The sequence below is a fragment of the Tenacibaculum sp. Mcav3-52 genome, assembly GCF_022347665.1.
GTDB classification, from domain to species: Bacteria; Bacteroidota; Bacteroidia; order Flavobacteriales; family Flavobacteriaceae; genus Polaribacter; species Polaribacter mesophilus.
The window spans coordinates 478715-497106 of record NZ_JAKRGE010000001.1; the positions used below are offsets into that span (position 1 = coordinate 478715).

Consider the following 18392-nt stretch of genomic DNA (forward strand, 5'->3'; position numbering starts at 1 on the left):
CAGTATGAAAAAAATAAACAAATTATTATTAGGTATTGGCGTGCTGGGATTAATTTGCTCATCATGCACAACAAAGGAGGAAGATTTAGGTTCAAGTAATATAAATATCTCTACACCTGTACTGAATGAAACCGACAAGTGGTTACGAGATAATTATACTACACCCTATAACATAGAGGTTTCTTACAAATGGGGACCAGGGAAAGTTGATTTAAACAGATATTTACACCCACCTAAGATAGAGAATGTTAGACCTGCAATGGAGGCTATTAAAGCAGTTTGGGTTGAACCTTACTCACAATTAGGAGGTGAAAACTTTATTAAAAATATAGCACCTAGAGAAATTCTTTTAGTGGGTGGACAAAACATAAACCCAGGTGGAGCAACTTCTGTTTTAGGTTTAGCCGAAAGTGGAATGCGAATCGTGTTTTTTGAAGTAGATAATCAAGACTATAAAAACAAAGATCAATTAATACAATTCATTGGAACAATTCAACATGAATATATACATATTTTAAACCAAAGAATTCCCTTTGATGAGATAGCTTATAGAAACATTACTCCGTCTGATTACACAGGGCAATGGTTCGAGATATCTGATGCTGAGGCTAGAGAATTAGGGTTTATTTCTGCTTATGCAAGAGCAAACGAACATGAAGATTTTGCTGAAATGATAAACGCTATGCTATCTTCAAACAAAGCAGATTATGATGCAAAAGTAAACGGTATTACAAGCACTAAAGCAAAAGAAGATATCAGAAAAAAGGAAGCTGTTGTAGTTAAATACTACAAAGATAATTTTAATATAGACTTGTATGAACTACAAGAGTTAGTAGCAAAAAATGTTGATGAATTCACTAAATAATTAAAATGATAAAAAAACATATAACTAAAATACGTGTGCTTTTGGCTTTATTTACTCTATCTCTTTTTATTACATCTTGTAATGAAAATAAAGAAGAGGAGTTATTTAATCAATCGCCAACCGAACGTATGAATCAAAGAGAGAAAGAATTAAGAGATTTACTTCTTTCTTCAGAACACGGATGGAAAACAGTATACTTTACTGATAATAATAACCTAGGAGGATATACTTTCTTATTTGATTTTTTAGATGAATCTAGAGTTAGAACAATAGGTAACTTTAATAATAATATTTCACCAGTTGAAAGTGAATATACCATAGGTTTAAACACTACAACAACTTTAATTTTCACAACAAAAAGTGAACTTCATGAATTATCAGATTCTGGTAACTCAGCTCCATTGCCTAATTTTGGCGGTAGTGGATATAAAGGTGATTTTAACTTTATGTACTACGGTGTTGAAAACGATGAAATTGTTTTTAGAACTTCTAGAGATTTTGTTGAGGTGAGATTTAAAAAAGCTACAGCAGAAGATTGGACAGATTTTCAAAAGTACCAAGACATGAAAGATTTTCTTAATAGTTCTTCTGGTCATTTAGCTTATGAAAATAATGGAACTGTTCACAATTTTTCTTATATCGGAAACGATGAAATAAGGTTTGCTACAAACCTTGAAGGTAATTCTTCGTTGAACTTCGGAGTAGGCTTCACGTCTAGTGGCATCGAAATTTCACCGGCGATTGATGTTAACGGAACAAAATATTCTGAGTTTACATTAAATGAAACGGAAAATAAATACACTTCGGCTGATGGAAACCTTTCTATTTCTATAGTGTCTAGTCCTATCGACATGACTGTTACTTGGACTACAGCTGCTAGACCTGCATTTAGTAATCAAGAATTTATTGATACTTTTAACACAGTAAAACCTATCCACGACTCGTTATTTCCATCTTTCCCTTTAAATGACATATATCTTCTTGGTGAAGGTGAGATTACATTTTTAATAGGCTCTACTTCTGGTGTACATGGCATGTCTTTTTCTGGTGTCTTAGGCAATAAAGATTTATTAGCTATAGGTAAATTAGCCCCTGGTAGAAACTGGAGTTTACTACCACATTTAAATCCTCTAGTTGATTTATTAGTGAATAAATCTCCTTATAAAGTGCAGTTAATAAACCCTGATACAGCCATTTTAACAAGTGATGGCGACCCTAACTTTGTGTTTACAATAGTTAAATAAAAGCTTGTTCTCATTAAACTTACCCAAAAAACAATTGTTTTTTGGGTTTTTTATTCTTATTTTTTCCGGAATGAATTAATTATCATATATTTGCACCCTCAATTTTTTAAAAGAAAACAAACAAAATATATTTATAATGACAAAAGCAGATATCGTATCTAAGATTTCAGATAAGAGCGGAATTGAAAAAGCAGATGTTTTAGCCACTGTTGAAGCATTTATGGAAGAGGTAAAAGATGCATTAGAGAATGGTGACAATGTATATTTAAGAGGTTTTGGTAGCTTCATTATTAAAACTAGAGCAGAAAAAACTGGTAGAAACATTTCTAAAAATACAACTATCAAAATTCCTGCACACAACATACCTGCTTTTAAGCCTTCTAAAGTATTTACCGAAGGGGTAAAAACAAAAGTAGCTGTAAAATAATTAAAAAAGTATTAACCCAAAACCTTCAATAAAAAGGTTTTACAAAACATTTTAACTATGCCAAGTGGTAAAAAAAGAAAGAGAGCTAAAATCTCTACACACAAAAGAAAGAAAAGAGCAAGAGCAAATCGCCATAAGAAAAAGTAAGCAGTAGCTTACTTTTTCGTTGCTTTTATAAATTACGTTCATTGACATTAAGGTTTTAACACCTTAAATGGTATAAACAACATACCTGTTTACAAATTTTAATCCGTCTTCGTAAAAATTTACGATGGCACAAAACCATATTCAGAATGAAAACAGAATTAATAATTCGTTCCAATTCTTCTGATATTGATTTCGCCTTACTTAGAGATGGTAAACTTATTGAGTTAAACAAAGAAACGAGCGATCATAATTTTTCAGTCGGTGATATTTTCCTTGCTAAAATAGGAAAGGTAATGACTGGTTTAAATGCCGCTTTTGTAAATGTTGGTTATCCTAAAGATGGTTTTTTACACTATCACGATTTAGGTCCACAAGTACAATCTTTAAATAAATTCATTAAAAAAGTAAGCACAGGTAATTACAAAGAATTCACTTTAAAAAACTTTCGTTTTGAAGAAGATATCAATAAAGACGGAAGTATTAACGATGTACTAAAATCAGGTCAAAATTTATTAGTACAAATTGTAAAAGAACCAATATCTACCAAAGGTCCGCGTATTAGCTCGGAACTTTCTATTGCAGGTAGGTTTTTAGTTTTAGTTCCTTTTTCTAACCGCATATCGGTATCACAGAAAATAGCAGATCCGAAAGAAAAGGAACGTTTAAAAAAATTAGCAAAAAGTATCAGACCAAAAGGGTTTGGACTTATTTTACGTACTGTTGCCGAAGGTAAAAAGGTAGCAGAACTTGACAAAGATTTACAAAACTCACTTGATAGATGGAAAACTATGTGCAAACGCATAGCTAATAATAATACTCCTACAAAAATATTAAGCGAATTAAACAGAGCATCTTCTATTTTAAGAGATGTTATGAACGATTCTTTTACAAGTATTGTAACCAACGATGAAACCTTAAAAGTTGAAATTAAAGAGTACTTACAAGAAATATATCCTGAAAAGGAAAATATTGTAAGACATCATCGTTCTGATGTTCCTATTTTTGAAAAATATGGTATTGAACGACAAATTAAAACATCGTTTGGAAAAACAGTTTCAATGAGTAAAGGAGCTTATTTAGTTATTGAGCATACAGAAGCTTTACATGTTATAGATGTAAATAGCGGTAATCGCTCTAACAAATCCTTAAACCAAGAAGAAACTGCTTTAGAAGTCAATTTAATTGCTGCCAGTGAAATAGCTCGTCAATTACAATTACGAGACATGGGTGGAATTATTGTTGTTGACTTTATTGATATGAAGTCTGCAGAAAATAGACAAAAACTATATCAACATTTAAAAGATGCAATGTCTTTAGACCGTACTAAACATAAAATTTTACCTCCAAGTAAGTTTGGCTTAGTACAAATTACAAGACAACGTGTACGACCTGAATTAGAAATAAAAACACGTGAACCAAACCCTAATAAAAACGGAGAAGTTGAAGCTCCTATTGTTTTATTAGATAAAATAGAATCAGAATTAGAACGTATACTTAATAGCGGCAAAAAATATAAAGAAATCACATTAAATGTGCATCCGTTTATAGCTGCCTATTTAACAAAAGGCGTTAATTCAATTCGTTTTAAATGGTTTATTCAACACAAAAAGTGGATTAAAATATTACCTCGAGATGCTTACCAATACTTACAGTATAAGTTTTATTTGAAAAAAAACAAAAAAAGTAAGTAAGGCAATCTTATTATGAAATAAAAATCCCATATCGTTTTGATATGGGATTTTTTTATTTTTAGAACCAAAAACCTAAATTAAACAACCAATAATGATCTGAATGATCAGGAGACCATGTGTATTTTAATTCTATAGGACCTAAAAATGTTTCTACACTGTACCCTATAGCATATCCTGATTTGGTGTTTTTAAACAAATCTCCATCCTCAAATATATCTTCTTCAACACGAGCATAATTTGCTATAAACATTGCATAATGTTTTTTATAAACCTCATAGCGTAAGTTAAATTCAGATCTTAAATAAGACTGATTGTTTAGCCCACCTGTATCGTATCCATACATTGGAATAAAATTATTAATATAATTTTGATTATATCCGCCCAAACGATAGTCAAATATTTCAAACGATTTTTTTCCGAGCGTATATCCTGCTTGTGAAGTATATTGAAATGTCAATTTATCATAAAAAGTAGTTGCAAACCCCAACGTACCACCCAATTGTGAAAACTGATGGAAAGGTTCACTACCTTGTATTAATTCATCCAGTCTATTATCTCTATCAGACCATATAAACCACTTAAAACCTATATCTGCATAAAACCCTTTTGTTGGAAACATCTCTTTGTTATAGGTGTCTAATTTTAAAAAAGCGAAAGTGTTTATATAATTGCTTTTATCAAAAAAATCTTCTTTTCCTTCAGTAGAAATGTTTTTTGTTCTTGCATTAATGTTTTTATGTTCTGTTCCTACACCTATTGCAAACTTTTTATCAAATGTTGTTTGCAAATATAAAGAGGTTGAAAAATCTCTATACTTTCCATTTATAATCCCTTTATTATATAAAAAATCACTATTAAAAGTATTATACCTTGTTCTTATTCCATAACTTGGAGATAACCCATTATCAATGAAATACTCTAAATTATACCTTATTTTATCACCAACTCCTACATCTAATGAAAGTTCATCATTCTGGAAAAGCAGCTTTTTATGATTATAATTAAGTAGTACTGCTGATTTGTATAGTAAATCATAATGTAAACCTAGTCTTAAAAAAGATTGTATTTTTTCTTCCTTTACAGTTATCTCTAATTTTTTTCCTTGAAAAGATTTTTCAAAATGATAATCTATTCTTTTAAAGTTTTTTGAAGCTGTTAATGTGTTTATTTTTTTAGAAATTTCTTTGTAAGACACACTATCTCCTTCACGTAGCTGTAGCTTTCCTAAAATATAATTATTAGTATAGTTTTTATTACCCTTTATAATAATTCTATCAACTAAAAACCTTTTTCTTTTTGGTGATATTTTTAGTCTTCTATTCTTTTTAGTTTGCATCTTAGCAATACTATCAAAAACCACTCTATACATTTTAGCTGTTTTTTCTCCTTCTTCTAAAATTTCTTTCTTAGCATCAAACGAAATAACACTGTAGTCAATTACATTTGGTTTTATGTAAACATCTAACAATTCAACCTGTTGGTCTGATTTCTGATACATTTGAAAATTAATTATTTGCATTAACAGAGAGGCCACAGAAGTTAATTCTTCTCTTTTCAATAATTCTCCTTGTACACTAACTCCAATAATTATATCAACACCTTTCTTTTTCATTACATCAACAGGAAAGTTATTAACTACACCGCCATCAACCAATAATTTATTGTCTATATCTACTGGATTTAACAACGAAGGAAAAGCAGCACTTGCTCTTAAAGCCAACGGTAATGAACCATTCTCTAACACTTCTTCTTCACCTGTTTCTATATTTGTTCCTATACAATAAAAAGGTATTGGTAGTTTAGAAAAATCTGTAATATCATCAACTGGCGCTAATAACTCTGTTAAAAAATTCAACACGTTTTGCCCTTTTGACAAACCCAAAGGCAAGCCTAAACTTCCTTTTTTTATAGGTAATGAAACAGCATATTTTTCTCCATGTTCTTTATTAAAAAAAGGCTTTTGTCTTCTAGAAACTTTATCTTGTAATAAATCTATAAAATTAGTTTCTAAGACAGCCTCTTCTATTTGTTTGGCTGTATAACCAGAAGCATATAAGCCTCCTACTATAGACCCCATACTTGTACCACCTATATAATCTATTTGTACACCTGCTTTTTCAAGCTCTTTTAAAATCCCTATGTGCGCAATCCCTTTTGCACCTCCACCACTTAATACCAGTCCTACTTTAGGTTGGTTTTGCGCCAACATAAATGTTGGTAGCAGTAATAAAATTAATAACTTTTTCATTCCCCTTTTTTATGATAGTGTTTGTATATTTTTTGAGCCCTAGCATTCCCAACCACTTCTTTTAATTCTTCAAAAGTAGCTGATTTTACTCTTTTAGCTGATTTAAACTTACGTAGTAAGTTTGTAATAGTTTGCTTTCCTACATCTGGAATTTGCTCTAATTCTGATTGTATAGCACTTTTACTTCTTTTGTTTCTATGGAAAGTAATTCCAAAACGGTGAGCTTCGTTACGTAGGTACTGAATTATTTTAAGTGTTTCTGATTTTTTATCTAGATATAGCGGAATAGGGTCTCCAGGGTAAAAAATTTCTTCTAATCTTTTTGCAATACCAATTATAGCTATTTTACCCCTTAAACCTAAAGCATCTAAACTCTTTAAGGCTGAAGATAACTGTCCTTTACCCCCATCAATTACTATTAACTGTGGTAGTGGCTGATCTTCATCTAATAATCGTTTATATCTTCGATATACGACTTCTTCCATAGAAGCAAAATCATCAGGGCCTTCAACTGTTTTAATATTAAAATGACGATAGTCTTTTTTACTCGGTTTTCCATCTTTAAAAACCACACACGCAGCAACAGGGTTTGTTCCTTGTATGTTTGAGTTATCAAAACATTCAATATGACGTGGTTCTTTTCTTAGTCTTAAATCTTTTTGCATTTGTGCCATGATTCTTTTTACATGACGATCAGGGTCTACAATCTTTATTTGCTTAAACTGTTCTTGACGATAAAACTTTGCATTACGTTCAGACAATTCAACAATACGCTTTTTGTCTCCTAATTTAGGTATGGTTACTTTAATATCTTTACCAACATTTACTTTAAAAGGAACAAAAATTTCTCTTGATAACGAGTTAAATCGTTGACGAGTTTCAATAATAAACAACTCTAAAAGTTCTTTATCTGTCTCTTCTAATTTTTTCTTAATTTCTGTGGTATAGGATTGTACAATTGAACCGTTCATTATCTTGAAAAAGTTTGCATATCCATGCGATTCATCAGAAATAATAGAAAACACATCCACGTTATTAATTGATGGATTCACTATTGTTGATTTGGCTTGATAGTTTTGTAAAGAAGCTAACTTTTCTTTGATTTTTTGTGCTTCTTCAAATCGCATATCTGCAGCTAAATCAAACATTATTTTTTCAAACTGCTGTAAACTTTCTTTAAAATTTCCTTTTATGATATTTCGAATTGCTCTGATGTCCTCTAAATAATCCTCTTCACTTTGGTATGCTTCACAAGGGCCTTTACAATTACCTAAATGATATTCTAAACAAACTTTATACTTATCAGCATCAATCTTTTCTTGACTTAAATCATAATTACAAGTGCGTAGCGGATATAGTTCTTTAATCAAGTCTAACAATGCATATACAGTTCGTACATTAGTATAAGGTCCAAAATACTCCGATCCATCTTTAACAACTCTTCTTGTAGAAAATATACGAGGAAATCGCTCTTTCTTTATACAAATCCACGGATATGTTTTATCATCTTTTAACAAAACATTGTATCTAGGTTTATACTTCTTTATAAGATTATTTTCAAGAAGTAGCGCATCTGTTTCAGTATCAACCACCACATGCTCTATTCTAACAATTTTTTTTACTAGAACTCGTGTTTTACCATTCTCATGATTTTTAGTAAAGTACGATGAAACTCGTTTCTTTAAATTCTTCGCTTTTCCAACATAAATAATTGTATCATCTTTATCAAAATATTGATAAACTCCTGGTGAGTTCGGTAGTGTTTGTACTTGAAGTTCGAGTGACGTTGGCATACTACGAAAATACGATTTTTTACCCTTTTAAAAGGGTATGATTTTTAGTTTTACTACCTTTACAATATGAGCAAACTCATAGATAATTTTGGAAGACAAATTAGCTACGTTCGTTTAGCAGTAACCGACCGCTGTAACTTACGTTGTCAATATTGTATGCCTGCTCAAGGAATTGATATTGTTCCAAGAAAAGAGCTACTTACCTACAAAGAAATGTACCGAATAATTCGAGTACTTACTGAGTTGGGTGTAAACAAAGTTCGTTTAACAGGAGGAGAGCCTTTTGTAAGAAAAGATTTTGTTTCTTTTTTGGAGATGTTATCGTATAATGATTTGTTAGAGGATATTAATATCACGACCAACGGAGCGCTTATTTCCAAACACATCAAAACGATAGAAAACCTTAAAAAGGTAAAGAATATCAATTTAAGCATTGATAGTTTACACCCTGAAAAGTTTGCTAAAATTACCCGTAGAGATGTTTTCCCAGAAGTATATAAAACCTTTGAGTTATTAGAAAAAAGTTCGTTGAATTTAAAACTGAATGTAGTTGTTCAGTCTGGATTTAACACTGATGAAATTAACAATTTTGTGCAGCTTACTAAAGACAAGGGTATTGCAGTTCGTTTTATTGAAGAAATGCCTTTTAATGGTAGAGGACAACGAAATGCAGAAGAGGTTTGGAACTACCATAAAATCTTAGATAAAATCCAGTCTCAGTTCACTGTAACTAAGCTCCCCTCAAAAAAATCATCTACTTCTAGAAACTTTTCTATAGAGAATCATAAGGGAACTATAGGGATAATCCCTGCATTCACTCGTACTATTTGTAATGATTGCAACCGAATTAGGATTACCTCAACAGGAACTTTTAAAAATTGCCTGTTTGATGATGGTGTTTTTAACCTACGTGACTTTATTAGAAATGGTGCAAGCAATGAAGATTTAAAAACTTTGTTTTTATCATTGATAAAAGAAAAACCTGAAAATGGTTTTGTGGCTGAAGCAAATAGAAAAGGAAACGTAACCGAAAGTATGAGTACCATTGGGGGGTAAATTTCAATGTATCAATTATATAATTTGAAAATGTAACAATTAAACTTTTTAACAGTTACACTTTAACATATGATTACAGTAAAAGAAGCCAAACATATAATTTTAGAAAACACACAAGATTTCGGAATTGAAGAAATTCCTTTTTTAGAAGCTGTCGGAAGAGTTTTAAAGGAAGATATTGTTGCCGACAGAGATTTTCCTCCATTCAACCGAGTGGCAATGGATGGTATTGCTATCAATTATCGTTTTTTTGAGCACGGTGTTCGCGATTTTAAAATTGAAGGAATCCAAGCTGCTGGAAGTCCACAACAAACACTGGATAATGCCGCCAACTGTTATGAGGTTATGACAGGAGCTGTATTACCTAACAATACTGACACGGTAATTCGCTATGAAGATGTTGATATTAATACGTTAGTAGCCACTATTACTATTGATGAAATTAAAGAAGGACAGAACATTCACACACAAGGTTCTGATAAAAGTAAAGGTACAGTTCTAATAAAAAAGAACACTATAATTTCTGCTGCTGAAATTGGAGTATTAGCTACTGTAGGTAAAGCCACTGTTAAAGTTGCCAAGCAACCTAAAGTAATGATTGTTTCTACAGGTGATGAATTGGTTGATGTAAATGAATATCCGTTAGACCACCAAATTCGTAGAAGCAATGTATACACATTAGTTTCCTTATTGAACGATTTAAAAATCCCAGCAGATACAGCTCATATTACTGATGAAAAACAAATTTTAAAAGAAAATATAGCGTCTTTTCTACAAGAATATGACGTGCTTTTATTTAGTGGTGCTGTTAGTAAAGGTAAGTTTGATTTTTTACCTGAAGTTTTAGATGGATTGGGTGTTAAAAAATTATTCCACAGAGTTTCGCAACGACCAGGGAAGCCATTTTGGTTCGGCACTACAGACAACTGCAACGTGTTTGCTTTTCCTGGAAATCCAGTTTCAACCTTTGTAAATTGTTTGGTCTATTTTTATCCTTGGTATAAAAAGTCTATTGGCGTTTCTTCCGAAGAAAAAACAGCAATTTTAGTAAAAGACATTACTTTTAAACCTAATCTAAGCTGTTTTTTACAAGTAAAATTAACTTCTGAAAACGGGCAAGTATATGCAACTCCAATACAAGGAAATGGTTCTGGTGATTTAGCTAGTTTGGTTGAAGCTGATAGTTTTATTGAACTTCCAAAAACTGAAGAGATAGAATTTAAAAAAGGAAGTGTTTTTCCGATACTAACGTATCGGGGTTTTTAATTATTAATGTTTAGTTTTGAGTTAAAAATTTAAAATGAAGGAAAGTATTGTTCAAGGCAAGAGTTTTCAATTCTCTTTAAAAATAATTTCTCTGTACAAAAAACTACAACAAGAAAAAGAGTTTATATTTTCAAAACAGCTTTTAAGAAGTGGAACTTCAATAGAAGCAAATATAGAAGAGGCTTTAGCTGGTCAAAGTAAGAGAGACTTTATTTCTAAAATGTCTATTTCTTCAAAAGAAGCTAGAGAAACTAATATTGGTTACGTTTATTAAAAGAAAGTGACTTAACAAATATTGATATTACAGATATACTTTCGGACATTCACGAGCTAATTAGGCTATTAACAGCAATTGTAAAAACATCACAACAGAGTTTAACTAAAAATTAAAAACTCAACATTTAAAATTTATACAGAGTGAGCAACTTTTCCCACATAAACGAACAAAATCAACCTAAGATGGTAAATGTTTCTGATAAAAAAATCACGAAACGTATAGCCATTGCTAAAGCTACTATGTTTTTAGGTTCAGAAATTGTGAGTCATTTTAAAAATGATGAACTCATCACTAAAAAAGGACCTGTTTTTCAAACCGCTATCATTGCTGGAATTCAAGCAGTAAAAAAAACCTCTGATATTATTCCAATGTGTCATCCTTTATTAATCAATGGAGTGGATATTGACATCAATATTGTAGACGATGAGTATGTAGTGGTTTTTTGTAAAGTAACCATTGAAGGAAAAACAGGAGTAGAAATGGAAGCGCTTACAGGAGCTTCTGCAACTTGTTTAACCATTTACGATATGTGTAAAGCTATTAGTCAAAAAATGGTGATTCAAGAAGTGAAATTGGTAGAGAAAACTGGTGGTAAATCGGATATTAAAAATGGATAAAAAACATACTAAACATACAAATCTAGTTAAGAAGTATAATGATAATTTTGCGCCTAATGAAGTAGCTATCTTAGGAACCAAATGTAGAATTATTGCTGATTTAGTTCATGAAGTCTCAAAAAAATTATCACAATACAATTTAGGATATTTCGACGCTTCACATGCTAAAGATGTCGAACAAAATACGTTAGCTGAATATACCTTTCATCATGAAGGAAATTTACAAATAAACACTTCTTCACCTGTAAACAAGTACGAACAACGTTTACAGTTTTACAATCACGATTTTGTCTTTATTAATGGAAATCATTACCAAGGGGCGAAACAAATTTTGATTTTAGATGATGAGAAAGAAGCTTCTGTAAAAAAAAGGTTAGATCAATTAACAAACATTCAGTTTATAGTTAAGTTGAATAAAAACTCAAGATATTTTGATTGTTTGTTAGAACGTTTTCCAAACATCAAAAATAGCACCTCTTATACGATTAATGAGATTGATAAAATATCTAATCATATACATAATCTCATTAAAGAAAATATTGCTCCTGTAAAAGGGTTGGTTTTAATAGGCGGGAAAAGTACTCGAATGGGTCGTGACAAATCGGAATTATTGTACTATAAAAAGCCTCAAAAAGAACATGTAAAAGAGTTACTAGAAAACAACAATTTAGAAACTTTTTACTCTGTAAGAGATTTATCTACCTCTCCAGAAACGACAAATGAAATTCACGATACCTTTTTAAACCTAGGACCTTTTGGAGGTATTTGTTCTGCTTTTCAAAAAGATCCAAACTCAGCATGGTTGGTAATGGCTACAGATATTCCATTTGTAAATAATGAGCTTATTCAATTATTATTACAAAAAAGAAATCCATCTAAAATTGCAACTACAGTTAAAGGAAAAAACAAAGAATTTCCTGAACCTTTAATCACAATATACGAACCAAAAGCTTACGGAAAATTATTAGCCTATTTAGCACAAGGTTATTCGTGTCCTCGTAAAATGTTAATTAATTCTGATGTTGAAATTATTGAGGTTGATGATAATTTAATTAGAAACATCAACACTCCAGAAGATTATAAAAAAGCTATAAAAGAGGTTAACTCTTAAAAGCTACAAACAAAATTAGATTTAATAAGAAAACCTATACCAGAAACATCTTGGTATAGGTTTATATATTTATAATATTTCCTTCTTGTACTGTATTATTTAAGACTTCAAATCGAACCTATCTAGGTTCATCACCTTAACCCAAGCTGCAATAAAATCTTTTGCAAACTTTTCTTTTGCATCATTACTCGCATATACCTCAGCTAAAGCTCTTAATTCAGAATTAGATCCAAAAATTAAATCTGCTCTAGTTGCTGTCCATTTTACCTCATTTGTAACTCTATCTTTTCCTTCAAAAATTAATTGTTCTTCAGAGATAGGCTCCCAATACGTATTCATATCCAACAGATTTATAAAGAAGTCGTTTGTCAACACTCCTAGTTGGGTTGTAAAAACTCCTTTTTTTGAACTATCATAATTTGCATTTAAAGCTCGCATACCACCAACCAACACCGTCATTTCAGGAGCTGTTAGAGTTAATAATTGTGCTTTATCAACTAACAATTCTTCTGGTTTAAGTGTGTATTTCTTTTTTTGATAGTTTCTAAAACCATCAGCCATTGGTTCTAAAACAGCAAAAGATTTTACATCGGTTTGTTCTTGCGTAGCATCCATTCTACCAGGATTAAAAGGAACTTTTATTGAAAATCCTGCTCTTTCTACTGCCTTTTCTACTGCTGCGGATCCTCCTAAAACAATTAGATCAGCCATGGAAACTTTTTTCTCCTTTAACGATTCATTGAATTTATTTTGAATTTTCTCATAAACTGCCAACACCTTTTTTAATTGCGCTGGATTATTACTTTCCCAATTAACTTGTGGTTCTAAACGAATACGAGCTCCATTTGCTCCTCCTCTTCTGTCTGAACCTCTATAAGAAGACGCTGAAGCCCAAGCTGTTTCTATTAACTGATTATAAGGAATTCCCGAATTTAAAATTTCTTTTTTAAGAGAATTGATATCTGCTTCGGTTATCAGTTTATGAGTACGTATAGGAATAGGATCTTGCCAAATAAATTCTTCTTGTGGAATATCTGATCCTAAGTATGTTGTTTTAGGCCCCATATCTCTGTGGGTTAATTTAAACCATGCACGAGCAAAGGCTTTATCAAAAGATAATGGGTCTTCTAAAAACTTCTCACAAACTTTCTTATATTCAGAATCAAACTTTAAAGCTAAATCTGAAGTTAACATCGTAGGTCTATGTCTCTTATTTTTATCAAAAGCATCTGGAAAAACCTCTCCAACGTCTTTTGCTACCCATTGATGTGCTCCTGCAGGACTCTTGGTTAGTTCCCATTCATTATCAAATAACGTATTTAAAAAAGCATGACTCCAACGAGTAGGCGTAGGCGTCCAAATAACTTCTAACCCAGAAGTAATAGCGTCTTTCCCTTTTCCTGATTTGTAGCTACTTTTCCATCCTAATCCTTGTTCTTCAATGCCAGCAGCCTCTGGTGAAGGTCCTACGTTATCAGCTGGTCCTGCTCCGTGAGTTTTTCCGAAGGTATGTCCCCCTGCTATTAAAGCAACTGTTTCTTCATCATTCATTCCCATTCTACCAAATGAAATACGTATGTTTTTTGCTGATGCTACTGGGTCTGGGTTTCCATCTGGACCTTCAGGGTTTACATAAATCAATCCCATTTGTACAGCTGCTAGAGGGTTTTCTACTTCTAAATCTAGCTCTCCATCCTCATTTAACCTTCTGCTTTCTAACCAGCCTGATTCAGAACCCCAATACACATCCTCTTGTGGTACCCAAACATCTTCTCTTCCCCCTGCAAATCCTATAGTTTTTAATCCCATAGACTCTATAGCTACATTTCCTGTTAAAATCATCAAATCAGCCCAAGAAATTTTCTTGCCGTACTTTTGTTTAATAGGCCATAACAATCTTCTAGCTTTATCTAGGTTAGCATTATCTGGCCAACTATTTTGTGGAGCAAAACGCTGAATTCCCATACGGGTTCCTCCTCTACCATCTCCTGTACGGTATGTTCCGGCGCTATGCCACGCCATACGAATAAATAAAGGTCCGTAGTGTCCGTAATCAGCAGGCCACCAATCTTGAGAATCTGTCATTAGCTTAGTTAGGTCTGCCTTTAACGCTACATAATCTAGCTTATTGAATTCATCAGCATAATTAAATTCTTCACCCATCGGATTCGATAATTCCGAGTTTTGTGCAAGTACATCTAAATCTAACTTATTGGGCCACCAATCTTTGTTTGACTTAGTTTCTTTTAACTGTTCTTTTTTGTGTCCTTTGTCAAAACCAAAAGGACATCCTCCCTTTTCTTTTTCTTCTCCATGGTTTTGTTTACCACTGCAAGAAAAAAGCAAAGAAGCTGTTACTACGCTTAAGATTATTTTTTTCATTATAAATTATTAATTGATTTTCAGCAAATCTATATTTGAAATAATTATGTTTTTTAAATTTTAAATAGAAATAACTTATATTAATGTAGTTTAGATTTATTTTTGAGCAAGTGGTAATTCTCTACTTTTAAATTAGGCGCATAAAAAAAGCACACTATTTTTTTAAAAAATAGTGTGCTTTTGTACCAAAGGTGGGACTCGAACCCACACACCCTTGCGAGCATCGGATTTTGAATCCGACGTGTCTACCAATTCCACCACTTTGGCTTTTGGTGAGTGCAAATCTATAAAATATTTCATTTAAAATATCTTTTAAACTCTTAAAATAGTTTTATTTTTGCCCCAACAACAACACTAACTAAAAATATTTTTTTGTAAATGGCTACAAATCAATTAAGCCCAAAAATCTTTGCGTGTTCACAAAGTATTGAACTAGCAGAGGAAATTGCCAGTGCCTACGGAACCAAACTAGGAAATGTAATTACCACACATTTTAGTGATGGTGAATTCCAACCAGCTTTTGAAGAATCAATCAGAGGAAGAAGAGTTTTCATCGTTGGATCAACCTTTCCTTCTACTGATAACTTAATGGAAATGTTATTAATGTGTGATGCTGCAAAACGTGCATCGGCAAGACATATTACCGCTGTAATGCCTTATTTTGGTTGGGCTCGTCAAGACAGAAAAGACAAGCCTCGTGTAGCAATTGGCGCTAAATTAGTGGCTAAATTATTAGAAACTGCAGGTGCAACTAGAATTATGACCATGGATTTACATGCTGATCAAATTCAAGGTTTCTTTGAAAAGCCAGTAGATCATTTATATGCTTCTACAATTTTTTTACCATATGTTAAAAGTTTAAAGCTTGATAATTTAACGATTGCTTCTCCTGATATGGGAGGTTCAAAAAGAGCTTATGCTTATTCCAAATACTTGGAAAGTGATGTTGTTATTTGCTACAAGCAGCGTCAAAAAGCCAATGTAATTGCTCATATGGAACTCATTGGTGAAGTAGAAGGTAAAAATGTAATTCTTGTTGATGACATGATTGATACAGGAGGAACACTTACAAAGGCAGCCGATTTAATGATGGAACGTGGTGCAAAAAGTGTACGTGCTATTTGTACACACCCAATTCTTTCAGGAAATGCCTACGAAAGAATTCAAAATTCACAGTTGACAGAGCTAATCGTTTCAGATACAATTCCTTTAAAAAAGAGTATTTCTAAAATAAAAGTTGTATCTTGCGCCGCTTTATTTGCTGATGTGATGCATAAAGTTCAAGACAATACATCTATTAGCGATAAGTTTTTAATGTAAATAAATTTAATAAACAAAGTAATGAAATCAATTACAATCAAAGGATCTCAAAGAGAAAGCGTAGGTAAAAAAGCAACAAAAGCCTTACGTAATGCTGGAAAGGTTCCTTGCGTATTATACGGAGGAGACAAGCCTGTTCACTTTTCAGCTGAAGAAAAATCGTTCAAGCCATTAGTATATACTCCAGACGTATTTACTGCTACGATTGAATTAGATGGTGTAACATATAGCGCTGTATTACAAGACATACAGTTTCACCCAGTAAATGATAGCATTTTACACGTAGACTTTTACCAATTATTTGAAGACAAGGCTGTGACTATGGATATTCCTGTACGTTTAGTAGGATCTTCTAAAGGTGTTATGGTAGGTGGTGCTTTACGTCACAACTTACGTAAATTAAAAGTAAAAGCATTACCAGCTAACTTACCAGATTTTATTGAAGCTAATATTACTGAGTTAGAAATTGGTAATAAATTATATGTTACTGAGTTAAAGAATGACAACTATACGTTATTACACCCAGATAACACAGTGGTTGCTCAAGTTCGTATGTCTCGTAACGCCGCTAAAGCAGCAGCTGAGGCTGAAGCATAGACTGCAAAACAATAATCATACAAAAGCGTTACCATGTGTAGCGCTTTTTTTATTTTTGATGTATGATTATTACACCTTTTTTTAAACAATTATTTGGTTTTTCTACAAAACAATTAACAGATAAAGAAGACGATTCTATGAAGAAATTTTTAATTGTAGGCTTAGGTAATATTGGCGAAAAATATGACAATACACGTCACAATATAGGTTTTAAAATCGCAGATGCTTTTGTTAAAGAGCATGAAGGCTCTTTTGAAACCGAAAAGTTAGGAGATATAGCTAAACTTAAAATTAAGGGTAAAACAGTACTTGTTTTAAAACCTAATACTTATATGAATTTAAGTGGTAAAGCGGTTAAATACTGGATGCAAAAAGAAAACATTCAAGTTGAAAACTTGTTAATTATTACTGATGACCTAAATATTGATTTTGGAAAAATTCGTATCAAAGGAAAAGGAAGTTCTGGCGGACATAACGGTCTAAAAGACATCCAAGATAAGTTTAATACAGGTGCTTATCCTCGTTTTCGCTTCGGTGTAGGAGCTGAATATAGTAAAGGTCGTCAAGTAGATTACGTTTTAGGCAAATGGAATCCTGATGAGGAAAGCGCAATGATTGAGCGTATTCCTTTTTCTGTAAAAGCGGTTACTTCTTTTATTACAGCTGGTTTAGCTAATACCATGAATGAGTTTAACGGAAAATAATTACGTTTTACACCGTTAACTTATTCAAAAATTAATTATCAGAAGCATACCACTCAGCAAAACTAGTATCTGTTTCTTGTAGCTTAATGCCGTGTAATTTTATGTTTTCTGGAAGCCTTTTTTGAATTTTCTTAGCAAAATCAATCACCATCATTTCGCTTGTTGGTTGATAGTCTACTAAAATAACATGATGTCCACGGTCTTTTAACTCTTTAGCTAACTCTACATGGGGAGTATTCTTATTGAATACCGTAGCATGGTCAAATACATCTACAATCTCTTCTTTTACAATCTTCTTTAAATCTCCAAAATCAATTACCATTCCGTACTTCACATTGGATGTATCAGTAATTGGAGAGCCTATCACAGTAACCGAAAGCTTGTAACTATGCCCATGAACATTTTTACATTTTCCATCATAACCATACAACGCATGTCCAGTTTCAAAAGTAAACTGCTTGGTAATTCGAATCTTACTCATAAATATCTATCTCTAAAGTGAAATAAACTTAAAAAATTACTTCTCTTTTAACCTGCCTTAAATGACAACTAAAGATGTGTATTGACTCTTATTTTCTTTTAAACTTTTTGTTTGCTCTGTATTTATTAAAGAAATAAACTACAGCTACACCCGCCGCTAAAATGGC

The 18392-nt window shown here is 32.1% G+C and carries 16 protein-coding genes and 1 tRNA gene; 12 read left to right on the forward strand and 5 right to left on the reverse strand.

Going from position 1 to position 18392, the window contains the following annotated elements; genetic code table 11:
- The first annotated feature begins 4 nt into the window (after positions 1 to 4).
- The 4 genes from MHM83_RS02250 (at position 5) to MHM83_RS02265 (ending at position 4374) form a co-directional block, all read left to right on the forward strand.
- On the forward strand, positions 5 to 865 hold the full coding sequence (locus MHM83_RS02250; protein ID WP_239178272.1) for a substrate import-associated zinc metallohydrolase lipoprotein: 861 nt from the start codon (positions 5 to 7) through the stop codon (positions 863 to 865).
- 5 nt (positions 866 to 870) lie between these two features.
- Positions 871 to 2109, forward strand: a complete 1239-nt coding sequence (locus MHM83_RS02255) for a DUF4302 domain-containing protein (RefSeq protein WP_239178273.1) — start codon at positions 871 to 873, stop codon at positions 2107 to 2109.
- A gap of 136 nt (positions 2110 to 2245) precedes the next feature.
- Positions 2246 to 2536 (forward strand): HU family DNA-binding protein, encoded by a 291-nt coding sequence (locus tag MHM83_RS02260; protein WP_047787990.1) that lies wholly within the window; start codon positions 2246 to 2248, stop codon positions 2534 to 2536.
- 293 nt (positions 2537 to 2829) lie between these two features.
- Positions 2830 to 4374 (forward strand): Rne/Rng family ribonuclease, encoded by a 1545-nt coding sequence (locus MHM83_RS02265; RefSeq protein ID WP_047787991.1) that lies wholly within the window; start codon positions 2830 to 2832, stop codon positions 4372 to 4374.
- A 58-nt stretch (positions 4375 to 4432) separates the two neighbouring features.
- On the opposite strand, the gene MHM83_RS02270 is transcribed toward MHM83_RS02265, so the two are convergent.
- A complete protein-coding gene (locus MHM83_RS02270) occupies positions 4433 to 6622 on the reverse strand; it encodes a patatin-like phospholipase family protein (RefSeq protein ID WP_047787992.1) in 2190 nt (729 codons plus the stop codon).
- Positions 6619 to 8415, reverse strand: coding sequence for an excinuclease ABC subunit UvrC (gene uvrC / locus MHM83_RS02275; protein ID WP_239178274.1), 1797 nt, complete (start codon positions 8413 to 8415; stop codon positions 6619 to 6621). The genes MHM83_RS02270 and uvrC overlap by 4 nt, the downstream gene beginning before the upstream one ends.
- Before the next feature lie 66 nt (positions 8416 to 8481).
- Here uvrC and moaA point away from each other — a divergent pair, with 66 nt between their 5' ends.
- The 5 genes from moaA to MHM83_RS02300 all read left to right on the forward strand — a co-directional run bounded on the left by moaA (position 8482) and on the right by MHM83_RS02300 (position 12742).
- Positions 8482 to 9471 (forward strand): GTP 3',8-cyclase MoaA, encoded by a 990-nt coding sequence (moaA, locus tag MHM83_RS02280; RefSeq protein WP_159488617.1) that lies wholly within the window; start codon positions 8482 to 8484, stop codon positions 9469 to 9471.
- Positions 9472 to 9540: 69 nt separating this feature from the next.
- Positions 9541 to 10737, forward strand: coding sequence for a molybdopterin molybdotransferase MoeA (locus tag MHM83_RS02285; protein ID WP_239178275.1), 1197 nt, complete (start codon positions 9541 to 9543; stop codon positions 10735 to 10737).
- Positions 10738 to 10771: 34 nt separating this feature from the next.
- A complete protein-coding gene (locus MHM83_RS02290) occupies positions 10772 to 11011 on the forward strand; it encodes a four helix bundle protein (protein ID WP_370641873.1) in 240 nt (79 codons plus the stop codon).
- Positions 11012 to 11154: 143 nt separating this feature from the next.
- Positions 11155 to 11631, forward strand: coding sequence for a cyclic pyranopterin monophosphate synthase MoaC (moaC, locus tag MHM83_RS02295; RefSeq protein ID WP_239178276.1), 477 nt, complete (start codon positions 11155 to 11157; stop codon positions 11629 to 11631).
- Complete coding sequence (locus tag MHM83_RS02300) at positions 11624 to 12742, forward strand: NTP transferase domain-containing protein (protein WP_239178277.1); 1119 nt, start codon at positions 11624 to 11626, stop codon at positions 12740 to 12742. The genes moaC and MHM83_RS02300 overlap by 8 nt, the downstream gene beginning before the upstream one ends.
- A gap of 99 nt (positions 12743 to 12841) precedes the next feature.
- On the opposite strand, the gene katG is transcribed toward MHM83_RS02300, so the two are convergent.
- Entirely contained in the window at positions 12842 to 15124 is a 2283-nt protein-coding gene (katG, locus tag MHM83_RS02305; protein ID WP_173359004.1) for a catalase/peroxidase HPI, read from the reverse strand.
- Positions 15125 to 15307: 183 nt separating this feature from the next.
- Positions 15308 to 15391, reverse strand: a tRNA-Leu gene (locus MHM83_RS02310).
- Positions 15392 to 15502: 111 nt separating this feature from the next.
- On the opposite strand from MHM83_RS02310, the gene MHM83_RS02315 reads away from it, so the two are divergent.
- From MHM83_RS02315 to pth, 3 genes are all read left to right on the forward strand, one after another.
- Positions 15503 to 16444 carry a ribose-phosphate pyrophosphokinase gene (locus tag MHM83_RS02315; protein WP_047787999.1) on the forward strand — a complete coding sequence of 314 codons (942 nt, stop codon included), beginning with the start codon at positions 15503 to 15505 and terminating at the stop codon, positions 16442 to 16444.
- Positions 16445 to 16465: 21 nt separating this feature from the next.
- Positions 16466 to 17041, forward strand: coding sequence for a 50S ribosomal protein L25/general stress protein Ctc (locus MHM83_RS02320; protein WP_047788000.1), 576 nt, complete (start codon positions 16466 to 16468; stop codon positions 17039 to 17041).
- Between the two features lie 137 nt (positions 17042 to 17178).
- Positions 17179 to 17745, forward strand: coding sequence for an aminoacyl-tRNA hydrolase (gene pth / locus MHM83_RS02325; protein WP_082118604.1), 567 nt, complete (start codon positions 17179 to 17181; stop codon positions 17743 to 17745).
- A gap of 31 nt (positions 17746 to 17776) precedes the next feature.
- On the opposite strand, the gene MHM83_RS02330 is transcribed toward pth, so the two are convergent.
- On the reverse strand, positions 17777 to 18226 hold the full coding sequence (locus MHM83_RS02330; RefSeq protein ID WP_047788002.1) for a 6-pyruvoyl trahydropterin synthase family protein: 450 nt from the start codon (positions 18224 to 18226) through the stop codon (positions 17777 to 17779).
- Positions 18227 to 18392 lie beyond the last annotated feature (166 nt).

Coding starts and splice junctions, on each gene's coding strand:
- MHM83_RS02250 (WP_239178272.1), top strand. CDS start 5: ATGAAAAAAATAAACAAATTATTATTAGGTATTGGCGTGCTGGGATTA.
- MHM83_RS02255 (WP_239178273.1), top strand. CDS start 871: ATGATAAAAAAACATATAACTAAAATACGTGTGCTTTTGGCTTTATTT.
- MHM83_RS02260 (WP_047787990.1), top strand. CDS start 2,246: ATGACAAAAGCAGATATCGTATCTAAGATTTCAGATAAGAGCGGAATT.
- MHM83_RS02265 (WP_047787991.1), top strand. CDS start 2,830: ATGAAAACAGAATTAATAATTCGTTCCAATTCTTCTGATATTGATTTC.
- MHM83_RS02270 (WP_047787992.1), bottom strand. CDS start 6,622: ATGAAAAAGTTATTAATTTTATTACTGCTACCAACATTTATGTTGGCG.
- uvrC (WP_239178274.1), bottom strand. CDS start 8,415: ATGCCAACGTCACTCGAACTTCAAGTACAAACACTACCGAACTCACCA.
- moaA (WP_159488617.1), top strand. CDS start 8,482: ATGAGCAAACTCATAGATAATTTTGGAAGACAAATTAGCTACGTTCGT.
- MHM83_RS02285 (WP_239178275.1), top strand. CDS start 9,541: ATGATTACAGTAAAAGAAGCCAAACATATAATTTTAGAAAACACACAA.
- MHM83_RS02290 (WP_370641873.1), top strand. CDS start 10,772: ATGAAGGAAAGTATTGTTCAAGGCAAGAGTTTTCAATTCTCTTTAAAA.
- MHM83_RS02300 (WP_239178277.1), top strand. CDS start 11,624: ATGGATAAAAAACATACTAAACATACAAATCTAGTTAAGAAGTATAAT.
- katG (WP_173359004.1), bottom strand. CDS start 15,124: ATGAAAAAAATAATCTTAAGCGTAGTAACAGCTTCTTTGCTTTTTTCT.
- MHM83_RS02315 (WP_047787999.1), top strand. CDS start 15,503: ATGGCTACAAATCAATTAAGCCCAAAAATCTTTGCGTGTTCACAAAGT.
- MHM83_RS02320 (WP_047788000.1), top strand. CDS start 16,466: ATGAAATCAATTACAATCAAAGGATCTCAAAGAGAAAGCGTAGGTAAA.
- pth (WP_082118604.1), top strand. CDS start 17,179: ATGAAGAAATTTTTAATTGTAGGCTTAGGTAATATTGGCGAAAAATAT.
- MHM83_RS02330 (WP_047788002.1), bottom strand. CDS start 18,226: ATGAGTAAGATTCGAATTACCAAGCAGTTTACTTTTGAAACTGGACAT.